Annotated in this window: 15 protein-coding genes; 8 read left to right on the top strand and 7 right to left on the bottom strand. The window is 59.9% G+C overall.

Going from position 1 to position 16,991, the window contains the following annotated elements:
• Window positions 1-248: 248 nt before the first annotated feature.
• A complete protein-coding gene (locus ACH79_RS26780) occupies window positions 249-1,868 on the bottom strand; it encodes a hypothetical protein (RefSeq protein WP_246738142.1) in 1,620 nt (539 codons plus the stop codon).
• Between the two features lie 125 nt (window positions 1,869-1,993).
• On the opposite strand from ACH79_RS26780, the gene ACH79_RS26775 reads away from it, so the two are divergent.
• Complete coding sequence (locus ACH79_RS26775) at window positions 1,994-3,235, top strand: APC family permease (protein ID WP_161853615.1); 1,242 nt, start codon at window positions 1,994-1,996, stop codon at window positions 3,233-3,235.
• A gap of 69 nt (window positions 3,236-3,304) precedes the next feature.
• A complete protein-coding gene (locus ACH79_RS26770) occupies window positions 3,305-3,571 on the top strand; it encodes a hypothetical protein (protein ID WP_161853614.1) in 267 nt (88 codons plus the stop codon).
• Window positions 3,572-3,746: 175 nt separating this feature from the next.
• Here ACH79_RS26770 and ACH79_RS26765 read toward each other — a convergent pair whose 3' ends face one another.
• From ACH79_RS26765 to ACH79_RS26755, 3 genes are read right to left on the bottom strand one after another with little or no spacing between them, the layout of a single operon-like run.
• Window positions 3,747-4,529: a sulfite exporter TauE/SafE family protein gene (locus tag ACH79_RS26765; RefSeq protein ID WP_161853613.1), complete on the bottom strand. Its 783-nt coding sequence runs from the start codon at window positions 4,527-4,529 to the stop codon at window positions 3,747-3,749.
• Window positions 4,530-4,563: 34 nt separating this feature from the next.
• Complete coding sequence (locus tag ACH79_RS26760) at window positions 4,564-5,118, bottom strand: rhodanese family protein (RefSeq protein WP_161853612.1); 555 nt, start codon at window positions 5,116-5,118, stop codon at window positions 4,564-4,566.
• A 15-nt stretch (window positions 5,119-5,133) separates the two neighbouring features.
• Window positions 5,134-5,460, bottom strand: a complete 327-nt coding sequence (locus ACH79_RS26755) for a helix-turn-helix transcriptional regulator (RefSeq protein WP_246738141.1) — start codon at window positions 5,458-5,460, stop codon at window positions 5,134-5,136.
• Between the two features lie 95 nt (window positions 5,461-5,555).
• On the opposite strand from ACH79_RS26755, the gene ACH79_RS26750 reads away from it, so the two are divergent.
• The 3 genes from ACH79_RS26750 (at window position 5,556) to ACH79_RS26740 (ending at window position 8,191) form a co-directional block, all read left to right on the top strand.
• On the top strand, window positions 5,556-6,443 hold the full coding sequence (locus ACH79_RS26750) for an MBL fold metallo-hydrolase (RefSeq protein WP_161853611.1): 888 nt from the start codon (window positions 5,556-5,558) through the stop codon (window positions 6,441-6,443).
• A gap of 207 nt (window positions 6,444-6,650) precedes the next feature.
• Window positions 6,651-7,064, top strand: a complete 414-nt coding sequence (locus tag ACH79_RS26745) for an EF-hand domain-containing protein (protein WP_161853610.1) — start codon at window positions 6,651-6,653, stop codon at window positions 7,062-7,064.
• 332 nt (window positions 7,065-7,396) lie between these two features.
• Window positions 7,397-8,191 carry a DUF4336 domain-containing protein gene (locus tag ACH79_RS26740; RefSeq protein WP_246738140.1) on the top strand — a complete coding sequence of 265 codons (795 nt, stop codon included), beginning with the start codon at window positions 7,397-7,399 and terminating at the stop codon, window positions 8,189-8,191.
• 1,000 nt (window positions 8,192-9,191) lie between these two features.
• Here ACH79_RS26740 and ACH79_RS26735 read toward each other — a convergent pair.
• Window positions 9,192-11,489 (bottom strand): heavy metal translocating P-type ATPase, encoded by a 2,298-nt coding sequence (locus tag ACH79_RS26735; protein ID WP_161853609.1) that lies wholly within the window; start codon window positions 11,487-11,489, stop codon window positions 9,192-9,194.
• 304 nt (window positions 11,490-11,793) lie between these two features.
• A complete protein-coding gene (locus tag ACH79_RS26730) occupies window positions 11,794-11,970 on the bottom strand; it encodes a hypothetical protein (protein WP_161853608.1) in 177 nt (58 codons plus the stop codon).
• A gap of 459 nt (window positions 11,971-12,429) precedes the next feature.
• Between ACH79_RS26730 and ACH79_RS26725 the strand changes: the two genes are divergently transcribed.
• Window positions 12,430-12,930, top strand: a complete 501-nt coding sequence (locus ACH79_RS26725; RefSeq protein WP_371419284.1) for a DUF6789 family protein — start codon at window positions 12,430-12,432, stop codon at window positions 12,928-12,930.
• Window positions 12,931-13,072: 142 nt separating this feature from the next.
• On the opposite strand, the gene ACH79_RS26720 is transcribed toward ACH79_RS26725, so the two are convergent.
• Window positions 13,073-13,540 carry a hypothetical protein gene (locus ACH79_RS26720; RefSeq protein ID WP_161853606.1) on the bottom strand — a complete coding sequence of 156 codons (468 nt, stop codon included), beginning with the start codon at window positions 13,538-13,540 and terminating at the stop codon, window positions 13,073-13,075.
• A gap of 267 nt (window positions 13,541-13,807) precedes the next feature.
• Between ACH79_RS26720 and ACH79_RS26715 the strand changes: the two genes are divergently transcribed.
• Window positions 13,808-14,776 (top strand): IS481 family transposase, encoded by a 969-nt coding sequence (locus ACH79_RS26715; RefSeq protein WP_161849586.1) that lies wholly within the window; start codon window positions 13,808-13,810, stop codon window positions 14,774-14,776.
• Window positions 14,777-15,239: 463 nt separating this feature from the next.
• Complete coding sequence (locus ACH79_RS26710) at window positions 15,240-16,727, top strand: carboxylesterase/lipase family protein (protein WP_161853605.1); 1,488 nt, start codon at window positions 15,240-15,242, stop codon at window positions 16,725-16,727.
• Window positions 16,728-16,991: the final 264 nt, after the last annotated feature.

The following is a 16,991-nucleotide window of genomic DNA, read 5'->3' as shown; positions in this document are numbered from 1 at the left end:
GCGTAACGCGTCGCGGCGTTGCCGATAGGTTCAAATCCCGGACGTGCAACCGCCTGACCGAAATGGCATCAGGCCGGAACGTCACATGGGGCTTTGTCATGAGCAAACCATGGCCGACATCACCGCCCGCAGATTGAGGCCCAAGGCTGACTGTGTGCGTCCGGCGGTGTTGCGCAAAGTGACAGAGTTCCTTGCTTGCTTTCAACTCCATTGCGTCCCGAACGCAGTGAATATCTTCCAATTGTTGATCACGCGCGCCGGCCGAACAAGAGGATCGCGCCAATTGGGAGGATGAAACCAAGCAAGGCCGCAATAACCAACAGCGGACCTAGCTCCGAGTACTCGCCCCGCTGGACGACGAAAACTTCATTGAGATACTTGGTCTGCAGCTGGCCTGCGACAAGCGCCATATTCATCAGCGAGGCCATGAGGGCGAACCAGGTCGCACGATGGCCGGCCGGCGCGTAGAACGCAATCAGCGTGAGCAGTGGGATCATGCTGAGCTGCGCGAACGGCGAGGCAGCAGCGGCGTCAATGACAGCGATAGCGCGCGCGCCGAATCCGAATGTCTGCTCGGTCCAATGGTGGAGGCCAAAGAACAAACCGATGTTGGGCAGCGACAAGATCGCTCCAGCGACGGCAATCCAGAACAACACCTTGGTTACGGAATATTCCGTAAGTTGCTTGCTGAATGTCCACATCGCAACAATGGCGATGATGGCCGAGGTCTGACGAAGGCTGCCGTAGAAGGCCTCGTCGAACTTGAGCACGTCGAGCGTCCACCAGAAATAGCCGTCTCCAACCGATGGCGTGGCACGGAAGGCGAAGATTATGATGCTCGTGAACAGAATGGCGCGCCTGGTCTTGGCGTCGAGTTCGCGGGTCACGAAGAACAACATCGTGCAAATTACCAGCATCGACAGGACGAAGACCAGCTCCTGCCCAAACGGCAGACCGCCGAGGGCGACGGCAAGGACGATAAGTCCAAAGCCGATGCCGCCGCCGAGGATACGCCAGTCTAGCGGCCGTCGCTCAGTCGATTCCGATCGGATCAGCAGGACGCCTAAAGCCGAGATGGCGGGAATGACGAGGCCAAGAAGAAATACGGTTTCACGGGCGAAGAACTGAGCGAGCCATCCGGATAGTCCGGCCACCGCAAGAATTCCGATGCCGAGGGCAAGGCGGCCGAGGACCTGTACCATGCCCAGCTCGGTGCGGATCTCATCCTCCCCGCGGGCATTCCCAGCCATGTCCACGCGAGAGACGACCTCGGTTGACATCGCGTCCGCAACGACGTCCTGGATCACGGTACCGACCACGATCAGCATCGTACCGAGGATGTAAAGGCGGTCGGCCCGGGCGAACGCGATCCATCCGCCGGCGGTGCCGGCCAGCGTAAACAACCCGCAGGCCGTAAAAGCGGCCCCAATCAAGATGTAGGACCGCCGCTGCGAGCCGAAGATCGGAACGCTGTCGACGAGCTGGCCGAACACCATTTTCACCGTCCACGGCAAGCTGAGCCAGACACCTATTGCGGCGAGCTCCGCCGGAGCGAGAGTCAGATGCTCCTTGATCCACATGTCGCGGCTCACATCGATGATGCCGAGGGCGCCATACGCAAAATAGACCATCAGCAGCGGCAGGTAGGTTCGGCGCAAGCCGAGGATAGGTCGCATGAGGCTGGGCAACCGTGTCGTAGCAGCCTCGACGATCGTTTCACGCAGTGACCTTCGCGCTTGCGGCCCGTCCGAGAGTTGGCTCATAATGATGAGTTCCTTGACGCGAATCAAATACGCTCGCGCATAAGAATGTAATGGAAGACGCGCGTTGCTACCTGCCGGTCGGTGCCGCTTGGCTGCCGGCGCCACGCGCGCCCGCGACACGAGCGGACGCAGTTTGCGCCAATATTCGATGTCTTGCTCCCGAATTATGGCATACTTGGCGGCTGTCTTCCGTGAGGCATACCGGCTGGACCGAACGAGGAGAACGCTGAATGTCTGTCGGGTCTTTAGCAACGCTGAACGCTTCGCCGCGCCTTATTCGCTCACTCACGCTGACACACGCGGTGCTCTATGGACTTGGCGTAACCATTGGAGCCGGCATCTACGTTCTTGTCGGTCTCGCGGCAGGGAGCAGCGGAATGCATGCGCCGCTTGCCTTCGTGGGTGCTGCATTCGTCATGGTTTTCAGTGCGGCATCGTTTGCTGAATTGGGAACGCGCATGCCGGTAAGCGCCAGCGAAGCGGCCTACATCCAAGCCGCGTTCAGGCTTGATTGGCTTAGTCTCGGTGTCGGGCTTCTCGTGGTCACGACGGCAATCGTCTCGGCCGCGGCTATCAGCGTCGGTAGCGCAGGCTATGTTGCGGTGTTTCTACCCCTCCCCGCGTCGTGGATAATTTCCGGGGTAGTGCTTGCGATGGGAGTCGTGGCATGTCTCGCCACAGTTCAGTCTGTCACTTTCGCGGGGGTCATGACGCTCATCGAGGTTGGCGGCCTCATGCTGATCATCGTTGCCGGCCTCGGTCACGGAACCGACGTTGTCACCCGTCTTCCTGAGATTTGGCCTGCTACTGGCGATACGAGGGCCTGGATCGGAATAGCCGGAACGGCGCTCACAGCCGTCTTTGCCTTCATCGGCTTCGAGCATCTCGTGAATGTTGCGGAAGAGATGAAGGAACCGAGTCGTACCTTGCCGCGCGCGTTGTTCCTGACGCTGGGCTTGACGGCGCTGATCTACGCATTGGTTGTGTGGATCGCGGTGACAGCGGTGCCTCCGCAGGAGCTCGCCCGCTCTTCGGCGCCCCTGGCCCTTGTCTTCGAACGGCTCACGGGCTTGCCGCTCGTTACCATGAGCGCCATTGCCATTGTAGCGACGCTTAACGGTATCATCGTGCACATGATTATGATTGCCCGGGTGATCTATGGCCTAGCCGATCAAGGCAATCTGCCGAAGGCCCTTACGCGCCTGAACCCGGTGACACACACGCCTCTCTTGGCGACCGCGATCGGCGTCGGCGCGATTCTCGTGCTTGCGCTGACTATTCCGCTCGCGGGCCTTGCCGATCTGACGGCCGGCTTCACGCTCGTGATTTTCACGGTCGTGAACCTCGCGCTGATCCGAATTAAAAGCGGCAATGAAGCCCCGCCATTGGGAACGTTTATTTGTCCGCGATGGGTACCGTTTGCGGGCCTTGTTTCCAGTGTCCTGCTTCTCCTAGTCGACCTTATCGTATGATGAACCGCTACCAGAACTTCAAGAGGGATGAGATCGATGGTCGGCTAATCAACGAATGTCCTTCCGATCTTGAACAGTATCAGCAGTCGACTTGAGAAAGCTGGCATTCTTTGCTTGTCGAAGGCTGAAATAGGCGATCCGGTGGCGACGATACTGCGCTGTGCGGCTGAGAATGCTTGCAATGTGACCTTGGTTGGCGCGCCCTCCGAAGGTATCGAGCGCTGGATGCCCAATACGATGCGCGTTTGGGCTAGCTCGGATCTGGCGTTGCGCCTAATCGAGCTTGCGCCTGCGTCTATCGTGGTGGTGAAGGAGAGTGAAGGCACGAGAAATTGAGCAGACCAGGGAACTAGTGCGCCGCTGCCGCCGCCCACTCGTATCGGCCCTTCAAGGTAGGAACGATACGCCCCTTTGCTCCGGGGCGGCGCGATCTGCTCCGGCGGTTACTTCATCGGGTCACCTTCGCCAGCTCAGCGGCTCACAAAGGACCTCGTATCTCGAAAAACTTCCTTCAGATCAGATTGAGGCTGCGGACCAGCATGTAGATCGCCACAGTAAAGATCAGCAATGCGAACACCTTCGTCAGCACACCCCGGCGTTTGGCAAGCAATTTTGCCGAATTCGCACCGAGCAATCCACCGAGCACGCCTCCTGTCACAAAGAGCGCGCCCAACGGCCAGTCAATCAGGCCGGACCAGGCATAGTTTCCAGCCGTGGTTAAACCGAATGCGGTGACGGACAGGAGCGACGAACCGATTGCATCGAGCATCGGCATCCCGGCTGCCAGCATCAGTGCAGGGACGATGAGGAAACCGCCTCCGATCCCGAAGAAGCCTGATAGCGATCCGACCAACAGACCAAGTCCCAGCAGCTTCGGCAGATTCTCCCGCGACAACTTGACGGTCGGATCGCCTATGCGTGCGCGATCCCACAACATCAACGTACCTACCACCATCATCAGGACCGCGAACAGCGCAAGTAACCGTTGCCCGTCCATCATCTTGCCGAGGGTCGAGCCGAGGAATGCACCGGCGACACCGGCCACCGCGAAGGCGGTCGCGCAACGCCACTTCACGTTTCCAGACCGGGCGTGCATCGCGAGATTGGCCCCGGCGTTCAGCGCAACCGCCATCGCACTGGTGCCGATCGCGACATGCGGATCATCCAGCCCGACCACATAGACCAACAGCGGGACCGCCAGAATCGAGCCACCGCCACCGACGAGCCCGAGCGAGAAGCCGACCACGGAGCCGGAGGCGATCGCAAGTGCGGCCTGCATCAAACTCAAATTCATCCCAATTGCTCCAAGACGGCCGCGGACGTGAATATTAGACGGTCTTGCCTTGCGCCGGGGTGTCGTAGGTCGTCCTATTCCAAGGCGCCCGCATGAGGATCCGAGCCATCCCGCAAAATCCAGTCGCGCCAGCTACCATCAATCCCGCGCCGACGAACGCAGTTACCGCGAAAAACCAAGGCGAAACAAACAGACCCAACATCGTTCCGAAAAATGCCAGGCCGCCGGCGACAATCTGAACTTGGCGCTGCAGCTCAATCGGATGACGACGGTCGACTGCAACGGGCAGCCCTGCCTTCTTCCAGGCGTCGAGACCGCCTTCGATAATGAAGGCTTCGCAAAAGCCACCTACCTTCTGTGCGAGCCGGGACGAATTGCTCACCGTTCGCGCACCGCTCTTGCAATGAAAGATGACAGGCTTGCCTTCGTGCAGCGCGAGGTTAGCCTCGTCTAATTTGGATAGCGGCAGATGGTGCACCCCAGTGATCTTCTCCCGGGCATGCTCATCTGCCTCTCGGATGTCGACCAGAGTTGCGCCCTGCTGTAGCAGCCGCAGGGCTTCGGCAGGTCTAATTCTTGGAAGCGACATGACTAACTCCGTGTTTTAGCGTCGATTGAGTTGCTTGCAGTAGAGCTTGTGCAGAGTGGCTAAGAGTTCTTCAATCCGGGGATCCGCGATGCGATACCAGAGCGTCTGGCTCTCGCGGCGGTAGGTCACCAGTCCCTCCTCGCGCATTTTCGCAAGATGCTGAGAAAGAGCGGACTGCGAAAGCCCGACGGTCTCCGCAAGCGAGTTCACGTTGGCTTCGCCCCATTCGACAAGCTTGCAGAGAATCATCAGGCGCCGCTCGTTGGCGAGGGCGCGCAGCAGGCCCGCAACATCCGCCGCGGCTTTTTCGATCCCCCGTGGACTGAAGGTCTTAGACGGCACGTCCCAGCCTCTCTTACTTTCGGTGTTGCTTAATTAGCTTCTTCTAATATATATGTCAAGACACGAAGCGTTCAGTCCTGCGAGGAGATTAAGCCATGACTAGACAGCCCATCATCCGGGCCTTCTTCGATGAGCCCACCAACACGGTGAGTTACCTGGTGGCGGACTCGACGACGAAGAAGGCCGCCATCATCGACCCCGTGCTCGACTACGATCAGAACGATGGAACTGTCGACACGCGCTCCGTTGGCGCGATGCTGAAAGCGGCCGATGAGGCCGAATATGTGATTGAGTGGGTGCTGGAAACGCATGCCCACGCCGACCATCTGTCGGGCGCGCCCTACATCAAGGCAAAAACTGGCGCCAAGATCGGCATCGGCGAACACATCAAGGACGTTCAGCGGATTTTCCGACCGGTCTTCAATGCGACCGATCTGACGACCGACGGAAGCGACTTCGATCATCTGTTCAGGGATGGCGAACACTTCATGATCGGCACGCTGACCGCCGAAGTCCTGTACACGCCCGGCCACACGCCGGCGGACGTTTCCTACAGGGTTGAGGATGCGGTGTTTGTCGGCGACACACTGTTCATGCCGGATTACGGGACGGCACGTGCAGATTTTCCCGGCGGCGACGCGCACCAACTTTACCGGTCTATCAAGCGGCTGCAGGCGTTACCACCCGAGACTCGCCTTTTCATGTGCCACGACTACAAGGCACCTGGGCGCGATCAATTTGCATGGGAGACGACCGTCAAGGAGCAGTGCGAAAAGAACGTTCACGTGAAGGAAGGTGTGACGGAGGACGAATTCGTCGCCATGCGGTCAAAGCGCGATGCGACGCTGTCCGCGCCGCGGCTCTTGCTCCCTTCCATTCAGGTCAACATTCGCGCAGGAAAGTTCCCGCCGAAGGAAACCAACGGGGTGCGCTATCTCCTGATCCCTGTGAAACTGAAAGGTGATGCCGAGGCCTACCTCTAAGCAAGCCGATTCCTGATCAGGGATTCAGTCATGATGGACGCCATCTCAAGCGCTCCGTCTCGATCGATGGCGCAAGCTGGCCCTCGTCGGCGGCCAGCTATGTTCAATCGTGTGGCGTTTCTTGCGCACGCATATTGATCTGCCTCAAGCCGAACTCGGTCCAGATCGGCATCATTGTTACTTCAGGTTAACGCCGGAGGGACAGCCATGCGAGGTCCAATCATTGCAGCAGCGCTGCTATTTACTACCCTGAGCTATTCCGCGTTCGCTCAATCACCATCCGATCACGGGGCCCATCATCCGGGATCGGACCAAGTACCGGCGCCAGCGCAAACGACACCTCCTTCAGGCCAGTCTGGAGAGCGACAAGGCATGATGGGCGGTGGAGATATGATGGGTCGCGGTATGAAGGGTCGCAGCGGGATGGGCGGGGACGCGATGGGGCCTCCGATGATGTTCCGCATGATGTTTGCGCTTATGGACGCCGATGGCGACGGAGCCATCTCGTTGGCAGAGTTTCAGGCGGCCCACGAACGAGTCTTCAAGGCAATGGACAGCAACAAGGATAGCAAGCTCGTCCTGGAAGAGATGCAAGCCTTTATGCACGGGACCAGGAAGTAGGTCCCGCCGCCGCCACCGCGCTTTCAGCGGAGAACGAGGCGGGCGCCCCCCGGAGGTGGTCCCGCGCCGATGCTAAAACCAAAAATCGTTCCGAACGGATGATTTTTGGGACAAGCGGACGTCGAACGCGGCTAATCCGAGTACACGACCTAATAACCCGCGGCCCTACAATTCGGAGACAGTTTCCTACGCTGGTTCATCAGCCAAAGCGGAAGTCGCCGAAATGTCTCGTTCGGGCTCCGAGCAGAATCGACCCTGTCGCGCGATGCGGGGGCTTGGGTTCACCGAAATGAAGCTTGCATGGGATTGGGATTAGACGTGCTATCATCGGCGTGATCGAGTTCGAAGCCATGTTGATTGGCGATACGACAATGGCCGATGCCCCCTCAGAGCTCTACGAACCTGTAAATCAATATAAGCCGGTCGCCCGGAATATCGGTATCGTGGACGGTCCTTTCGAGTATTTGACGACGGCCGGAGTAAGGCTTCCATTGCCGTTTACTACTCGGATGACCGTGGTGCGGCTCGGCAACGGCGACCTGTTCATCCACTCCCCCATCGCATTCGAGCCTGCGCTCGCTGACCGCCTGCAGGCGATGGGCACAGTCCGTCACCTTGTATCGCCGAACCAGTTCCATTACGCGCACATTGGCGAGTGGTCGCGTGCGTTTCCGGATGCGGTTGCCTGGGCCTCTCCGCGCGCACGCAAGCGTGCCCGCTCGCGGGGCATCGATGTGCATTTCGATAGAGACATCGGCATCGAACCGCCGGAGGAATGGCGCGCCGAAATTGATCAGACCGCCGTTCCCGGAGGAATTTTCGGGGAGATGGTTTTCTTCCACAAGGAGTCGAAAACCCTCATACTGGCTGACACCATCATAAACCTTGAACTTGACAAGATCAGGCAGCCCTGGCGGTTCGCCGCCAAGCTGACCGGAATGTACTATCCGCGCGGCCAAATATTTTTCGGCATGCGGTTGCCGCTCCTTTTGCAGAAACGAAAGACGCGAGCGGCGGCCCAAAGAATGCTGTCATGGCAGCCAGAACGCATTATTCTCAGCCACGGGCGCTGGTTCGATTCAAACGCCAGGGCGACTTTGCAACGCGTGTTCGGATGGGCGCTCTAGCCCGGCGCGTCTGCTCAGAGCCAGTCCTATGGTCATGGCCAGCGATAATGCGTCGTCGTCGCTCTTTTTATTTCATTCCCGTCAATCCCTCCTCCGGCAAACCGCTCGGTTAGGATTTTCCAATGCTGAGCGTTGCGGATGGTCCCCCGCGGCTCGTCGCCATCCCGTGCGACTGCTCTTTGTCAACCGATTGTTGTTGATCGAAAGTAAAGTGCGAGAACTTGCAATTTGATTGGCGAAAATCTTCCAACTAGCGTCGGAGCAAGAAGACTACTCTCACTGTTTGACAAATCGGCTCCCGTTCCACCGCAGCGCGCGGCTGTTACCATTCAAGTCCAGGGGTTGAAGGAAAACTTGATTGTTGGAAGAAGACAACCGAACGTCATGAGCATGTACGGCAAGCACACGACGATACCGGCAGTAGTCGAGACGTACACTTCGTGCAAGCATCCCGCGCTGCTGCAATGAACCGTCTTATTGCGGCAACGGAAATCATTCGAAATGGAGAGCTGGGAACCGGGCGCTCGGAACGGTCAGATAAAGAGCAAAACGTTGTGCCGCGGCTACTGAGCCACCGCACAGCACGTCCCATTTTTTCACTTCCGCCCGTATTTCAGAAGGGCAGCCTCTCAAGGTGCGCAGGATTCCAGGGGTCTTGGGCCGTCCCGCTATGAGAGAGCGCTGGCTGGAGAAACCCAAAGGCCGCAAGAAGACCGCTCGTATGTATCGAAGCGATTTTGATTGGATTCACGGCCCTTCTCCTCAAATCTCGTAGGAAAAAGCAGTTTAGTCTCCATTGCCGAGGATGGATCGAGGGAATCGACCGAAGCTTCAGCTCGGCTCTTGCGCGTGCCTCTAGTCATTATCTCGGCGACGTAATTTCCCACCTGCATCGCAGGACCGGTTGACACAGATGAACCCACATCGTCGCGGTTGCAGGATATGAAATCTGAGACGTGTTTTTCGGCGAAGGGGTTTCCAACCTGCCTGAGAAGTTCGTTTAAACTGCGCCCTGCGACGCTACGGCTTCGTAGATGTCCTCTTCTTGGGCGGTATGCATACGCACCAGGGTCTCGATCGCCTCGATCACCCGCTGTGCGTCGCGGAGAAGGTAGCGGTCGACCTTCTCGGTCGGCAGGTCTTCCGCCACGCGGGCTAAAAGCCGTGCGAGGTGCAGGATCTCACGGTGCGCCCGGCTCATCGCGGAGAGGCCGTGACGGTCGCGCAACACCCGAGCGAGCTGCGGATAGACACTGCCCTCGTCATCGCGCTCATGCGCCACGACCCTATTCTGGACCAGCCCATTGGCTTCCGCGATCAGCGCCGCTCCTTTCTCGGCCGCCGCATCGTCGAGCGCGTCGACGATATTGCGCAATCGATCAAGATCCTTGAGCAGGGCTTGATGGTCATGCTGCAGCTCCTGTCCTTGTTCCAAGGTAATGCGACCGCCGCTCCTGCCATGGGCCGGGGTCAGGGCGCGCAACGCATTCAGGATCACGGCGACATCGATCACCTCCTGGACGATTGCCGCCGGCACGGGATCGAGCCAGCCGATGGCTGCGGCCCCCATCGCCAGCAGGGACAAACTCATGCCCACGATAATGCTCTCGACCGCTATGCGCCGCGCCCGCTGCGCGATGGTGATCGCTTCGCCGACGCGATCGAGACGATCGGTGAGGATCACCACATCGGCCGCTTCCGACGAGGCACTGGCGCCCCGCGCGCCAAGTGCGACCCCTATATCCGCCGCAGCCAGCGCAGGCGCGTCGTTAATGCCGTCGCCGACCATAATGGTCGGATTGAGCCGCTGTTCGGTGCGTACCGCTTCGACTTTGTCGGAAGGTACGCGGTCGGCGAGCACGGCATCGAGATCAAGCGCTGCCCCGATTGCCTGCGCGGCAGCCGCCCGGTCCCCGGTGACCATGACCATTCGCGCGATGCCTGCTTCTCGTAGCAGTCGGATCGCTCGCGGTGTGTCAGATCGAAGCTCGTCGGCTAACAGCAGCGCTCCGATCCGGCGCCCGTCCACGGACACAAAGACGATCAGCGCCGATCGCCACGAGGCGCGTCGGATCGCGCGCAGCTCCCATGGCGACGGTCGTTCACTTGAGAGAATCATTTCGCGCGAGCCCGCACTCACCTGTCGGCCCTCGATGACACCGTGTAAGCCGGCACCCATGCTCTCTCTGACTTGTTCGGGGACTTTCAGCTTCAGGCCGCGCTCGACGGCCGCGGCGACGACCGCCTTGGCGAGCACATGGTGCGAAGCCTGCTCGAGCGAGGCTCCCAACGTTAGCACCTCCTCCGCGCTCTGACCCGGCGCAGCCTCGACGGAGAGCAGCCGCGCGCCACCCACCGTCAGCGTGCCGGTCTTATCGAACAGCACAGTACGCGCACGCGCCAGTGCCTCCAGCGCACCGCCGCCTTTCACCAAGACGCCGCGCCGGGCTGCCTGCGCTACGCCGGCGATGAAAGCAACCGGTGCTGCCAGGATTAGCGGACAGGGCGTCGCCGCCACCAGCACGGCCAGGCTGCGGGTGAGATCGCCAGAGATCAGCCACGCGACGAGCGCAACCACGAGCGTCACGGGCAGCAAAATCAGGGCATAGCGGTCGGCGAGCCGCACGAAAGGCGCTTTTGCGGTCTGCGCCGCCGTCACCATCCGTACGATGCCAGCATAGGTGCTTTCGCCGGCGAGCGAAGTGGCTGTCAACTCGAAGGTTTCGCCTGCATTAAGGGAGCCGGAAAGGACCGCGGCGCCGCGGACCTTGGCGAGCGGGATCGGCTCGCCCGTGATCGCCGACTCGTCGATGGTCGCCGCAATCGAAGAGACGACGCCGTCCACCGGCACGATCTCGCCAGCACGCACCAGGAGGTGATCGCCAACGGAGACCGCTTCGATCGGCACCTGCTCGATTTCTTCACCGATTCGTCGGTGTGCCTGGCGTGGGGCACGATCCACCAGTGAGCGCAGATCATGCTCAGCACGGGCGATCGCAATCTCCTCGAGCACATTGCCGCCGGAATACATCAGGGCGACCACCGCGGCGGCCAGGGGCTGCCCGAGCACAAGCGCCGCACTCATCGACAACAACGCGATCGCGTCGACGCCCAGTCGGCCAGCCAGGAAATCCCTGACGATCGAGATCGCAAGTCCGATGATCACAGGCGCCGTGCCGAGCGTCCACGCAAGATCAGCCAAACCCGGTCGGCCAACGGCATGCGCGGCAAGCCCCGCGGTAAGCCCGGCGACCGCTATCGTAACTAGTGTCCACCGCAGGACGCGCTCAAACGGCATCGATCGGTTCCGTGGCTAAACGTTCATGATCCTCTCCCGAAACGCAACTTCGCTGCTTGAGCAAAATCAACCGCGCAGACTCCGCCGGGAGGGCCCGCGGCGCTGCGACGTCCTCACAAAATGGCGTTTGCTACCAAAGAGGCGACAAGACTGCAGTTACTTTGCTCAGCAGCGATGTTGGAGAGTCTTCTTCTCAAGAACTTGATTGCCTGGTCGCAGCACCTTACCCCGCTTCAGCGTGAACGGCTTTTGATCCTCGATCCGGGTTCAATATCCTTCCCGCTCCGAACGCCGGGCAATGGCCTCACGGGGGTCTGGGAATGTTGAGATCGAAGGAATCAAACGCCGTGCGCTGCGCCGTGCAGAGCAGTTGTCCAACATCTACCTCGATGACGCCGATCGAGCAGCCGACCAAAGCAGCATGGAATTGGCGCAGAGACTTGCGGCGCAATCTATCATGCGACTGGCGGGGCTCCGCCATCTCGCCTCCGAATCGGGACTGCGATGCGATGATCTGCGCAAGAGGAAGGCGCCCTAGTCCAGCGGCCCCACAGCCCCCTAACCCAAGGCGGGCCGTTTGTGCCGCGGCTCGATGAGGCGGTAGGGCTGACCCAGATTGCCCTCGCGTCTTTCGGGGAACCAGACACACATGTCCGGTGCCTGTGCCACCCTTCGCTGATCACAGTTTGGTGGTCGCAATACGGCGCTTCGCCCATTGGAACACAGGCATTTTACCGAAAACTCATAGCCGAGAGCGACCTACCGTCGATATGAAATGCTGCTCGCCCTACTTCCGGACGCTAGCCGAGCACAACAGAACTCCGGATGGTCTGCCGCTTCCAGAAGTATGCTAAGCGCTCCTGATGATCACCGCTCTGATCGTTGGAGCGTGAAGGGAGCGGAGGATTTCGTTATCCGTGAAAACATCAAGGGGTAGTGTATGAGGGCGGTAGCAGTCACGGGCGCTGGAGCGCGGATATCCCTGACAAGAATCCGGAACTCACTGATTGCTGGGCTTTGTGGGGCAAGTGTGCACTCGCTCCTTGTATTGGTCCATGGCAAGAGCGGACCGTTGCCGGAGTTCAACCCCAATGATGACATTCAGAGGGGCCTGTCGTGGCTGACAGGTACCGAAATGCACCCAGGCGTCGCGTGGCTGCTAGTGTTCGTGAATGGAGCCATGATCTGGGGGTTCGTGTTTGGTCAAGCATACCGCTTTCTTCCCGGCAAAAAGCCTTGGCGGAAGGGGGTCTTCTTTGGCGTCTGCGCCTGGATTGCGATGGGGCTTGTATTCTTCCCGCTCGTTGATCGGGGTATTTTCGCTGTCAAGCTTGGGTTAGGAATGGCCCCAGCAATTCTCTTGCTTGTAATGTTGCTCGCGTACAGTGTGACGATGAGTCTTGTTTATCATCTGCTAAATTCTTGGTCTGATCCGGTCTAAGCAAGTGTTCCAAGTCCGGATTGCAACTGAGAGGGCGCACATTCACTACGGCGACGGGTTTCGTCAGCTTGTGACACAAGCGGGCACGAAGCCGCAGCTCGCGGGGCCATCGGTACCGGCGGCATAATGCGCGCGTTGCGGCCTAGTGCTTCAACGGCTTCCAGCCGACGTGGTTGAAGTGTGAGCCATAAAGTTCCAGCGCTTGCACAATCTTGACGGCGCCGTCGGCGCGCCCTTTGCCCGCCTTCATGACAGCAATGCCGTCGAGGATCTGCTCCAGGACGACGTGAAGCTGGTGGTCGGCCTCCTCGGGCAACTTACAATTCACAGTGACATGATCGATCTGCTCTTGCACGCGTCCAGCCAGTTTGTCGAAGGCTTCACGAGAGAATTTGTTAGCGTGGATCGGGGCGAGCGCCTCCGACATTACCGTGCGGATCTCACCCATCCCCCGCCGCAACGCCTCGTCGGTCGGCCACTTCTTGCCGTTGTCGAGCTTGATTTTGACGGTGGCTGCGTGGGCGTGGGGTTCGGCCGCAACAACGCCGGTCGGGGCCAACGCCAAGCCGAACGCAATCAATCCCGACATAAACAAGTTGGTAGTGAGCATGTCGCTTTCCTCCTGGACCAATGTGGGCCGTGGCGTTTTTGCCGTTAACGGTTAGCCTGAGCAAAAATAGCGACCGTCCAAGCGCCGGAGATTGTGCTGGCGCAATATTCGAGACGATTTCACGAAGCCAGTCATGAGCGTCACGCGAACGAATCCCCGCCACCAAAAAGATCGTGATCTAGATGTGAGCTTTCAGGAGGTTGTCCATCCAGTCCTGAACGAGGAAGCTGAAGTTGTCGAAGCTTTAGCCAATCCCCGGAGGACCGAATGGACACCCATAAGAATGCGCCTCTGACGCCGAAAGGTCGAGAGGCCATGGTGCGGAGCGTGATCGAGGGCGGCCTGACGAAGGCCGCAGCCGCGCTCCGGTTCAACGTCACAGCGAAGACGGTCGCCAAATGGGTCAAGCGCTCCCGGGAGGAAGGTGTTGATGGGTTGCGTGATCGCTCCTCACGGCCCCATTCATTGCCAGGCCAAACCCTGCCTGCCACATGCGCTGCGGTCGAGGCGCTGCGCCGACAGCGCCACACGGGCAAGCAGATCGCGGCCGAACTCGGCATCTCTCCGGCGACTGTCAGTCGTGTCCTGCGGCGACTGGGATTGAACCGGTTGCGCGACCTGGAACCGGCCGAACCGGTGCGGCGCTACGAGCGTGAACATCCCGGCGAACTGATCCACATCGACATCAAAAAGCTCGGCAAGTTCAACCAGGTAGGCCATCGCATCACCGGCGATCGAACCGGTCAGAGCAACCTGCGTACCCGCGGCGAAGGGCCTGGCTGGGAATACGTCCACGTCTGTATCGACGATGCTTCCCGGATCGCCTTCAGCAAGGTCATGAAGAGCGAACGGCAGGGTTGCGCCGTGGCCTTCCTCAAAGCTGCGATCGCTTACTACGCCAGCCTGGACGTCAGGGTCGAGCGGGTGATGACCGACAACGGTTCTTGCTATAAATCGCGCGCCTTCCGCAAAGCCTGCCAGCGCCTCGGCCTCAAGCACATTCGCACCAAGCCATACACGCCGAAGACCAACGGTAAGGCCGAACGCTTCATTCAGACCAGCTTGCGCGAGTGGGCTTATGCCCGCGCCTACAACACCTCAGGAGAACGCGCCGCCGAACTGCCAAGATGGCTTCACCGCTACAATTGGCATCGCCCTCATGGCAGTATCGGCGCGATGCCACCCATCAGCAGACTCGCTCTAACCGGGAACAACCTGTTGAGGCTCCACATCTAGAGCGTAAGCGCGGTGAAGCGGTCCTGGCGACGCAGTGCCGACCGCACCGGTCTCCGGGCCAGACTCCCTACAAACGGGAATCTTGCAGGGAGAATTGCAAGCTTTGGCTTACAGAGACGATTGCGGAGCCGCAACTGGCCTTCGCGTAGCCGCTTTTCTAGCATTTCCCTACTCGAGTTAGGGAAAACAATTAGGAACACAGCGAATTTTGCGGAGGCAGCAGGGAATAGGATCGAATATCGTCGGACCCGTCTCGACCTAGTTATTCATCAAAACCAGGCATCTGTTGGAAGGCTCCGCATCTGCTTGGCGCCCAAAAGCGATCATTGTCGATTTGGTGGGCATGGCTCAAGAGTTCCAGAAGTCGCCGCACGTTCCGCATCAGCCGTGCGATTGACCTAGCGCAAGCGCCCAAGTGCGCGCACATGCAAGCATACTGTGTGGTGCTTTGAGAGACGCGGTCATGCACTCAGTCATTGAAACCAGACGTGGTAAAATACGAGGCTGCGTCAGCGATGGTGTGGCCACCTTCAAAGGAGTGCCCTACGCCGCGCCGCCGTTCGGCGCGAACCGACTACGACCCCCGCACCCGGCGAAACCTTGGGACGGAGTGCGCGATGCGCGGGCGTTCGGCCCGAAGTCACCTCAGGTGGCTTATCCGCCGGGCATTGCCGAGGCTATTCCCGAGTTGGTCGGCTCGGGCGAGGACTGCTTGTCGCTCAACATCTGGACACCCGACGTGGGAGCTACGGGGCTGCCAGTGATGTTGTGGATTCCCGGTGGTATGTTCGAGTTCCATGCCACCGGAGCGACGCCCTTTTACGACGGCGGGCGATTCGCCCGTGATGGCGTGGTGTGCGTGACGATCGGTTACCGGGTGGGCGCCGAAGGCTTTCTCTACCTGGGCGATGGAGTTGCTAATCTCGGCCTTCTCGACCAGATCGCTGCACTCGAATGGGTGCAGGAGAACATCGCAGCCTTCGGCGGCGATCCGGCTAAGGTCACCATCTTCGGCGAGTCGGCCGGCGCTATGAGCGTCGCTACGCTCCTCACGATGCCCCTCGCCAAGCGGCTGTTCCGACGCGCCATCGTGCAGAGCGGTAACGCGCCCCACGTCAATTCGGCCGCTACGGCAGAGCGGATTGGTCGGCGGCTGGCAGAGCTTCTGGGGGTTGAGGCGACGAGGGAAGCGATCGCCACGACGCCGCCCGAGCGTGTCCTTCAGGCGCAGGCGAAGATGCGGGACGACCTTCTGAATCGTCCTGACCCGGCGTTTTGGGGCGAAGTGGCGCTCAACTACCTACCTTGGGCGCCAACGGTAGATGGGCAAACGATCCCGGATCATCCGATCCAACGCATTTTTGCGGGCACGGCTGCCGACATCGACCTGCTGGTGGGATCGAATACAGAGGAGACACGGCTGTTCTTCGTGATCGATGGCTCCATCGACCGCATCACCGACGAAGCCCTGCTAGCTATGGTGGTTGCCTATGGTTTGCCGACGGAGGGCTTAAGCGGCTACCGCGCGGCACATCCGGGCGCGAGTGCCGGCGAACTTCTCTCAGCCATCCAGACCGACTGGTACTGGCGCATCCCCGCTGTGCGACTAGCGGATGCCCATGCATCAGCCGCCCGAGCCTCCACCTATATGTACGAATTTGCCTGGCGCTCGCCGCAGTGCGGAGGACGTCTCGGCGCGGCGCATTCAGTAGAGATCCCATTCGTTTTCGACACGCTCGGCCTCGGAACGGAGCCGCTTCTCGGTCGAGACCCGCCACAATCCATTGCGGACGTGATGCACCGCGCCTGGGTGGCATTCGCCTCCAACGGCGATTGTGGTTGGCCGAAGTACAATGTCGCCCGCAGACCGACAATGCACTTCGATACGAAGTCAGAGATCGTTGACGATCCTCTCGCCGCGAACCTCGCTCTGTGGAAGGGCGTGCGGTAATCAGAATACGGGCTGCGCTTCCGGCGCCTTCCAGCTTCCGTCGAGAACTTCCTTGCGCAGTCGGTAGAGGCGCATGGTGAAGTTCTATCCCTTCACGATGGGCAGGCAGTTCGGCGTATCCATGCGGCAATCGCCGAACTAGATCGTGTGGACACCGCTCGCGGCCGGCTTGGCCGTCAGGTCGTTGAGTGAATAGGCGCCGAGCGCGTTCTTCTCGAAAAGCCCTTTCGGTTGTACACGCTGATCGACCAGAATCCGTCGACC

It is taken from the genome of Bradyrhizobium sp. CCBAU 051011, from assembly GCF_009930815.1.
Classification (GTDB): Bacteria; Pseudomonadota; Alphaproteobacteria; order Rhizobiales; family Xanthobacteraceae; genus Bradyrhizobium.
The sequence above is the reverse complement of the archived record's forward strand: the minus strand, read 5'-3'. Positions and strand labels throughout refer to the sequence as shown.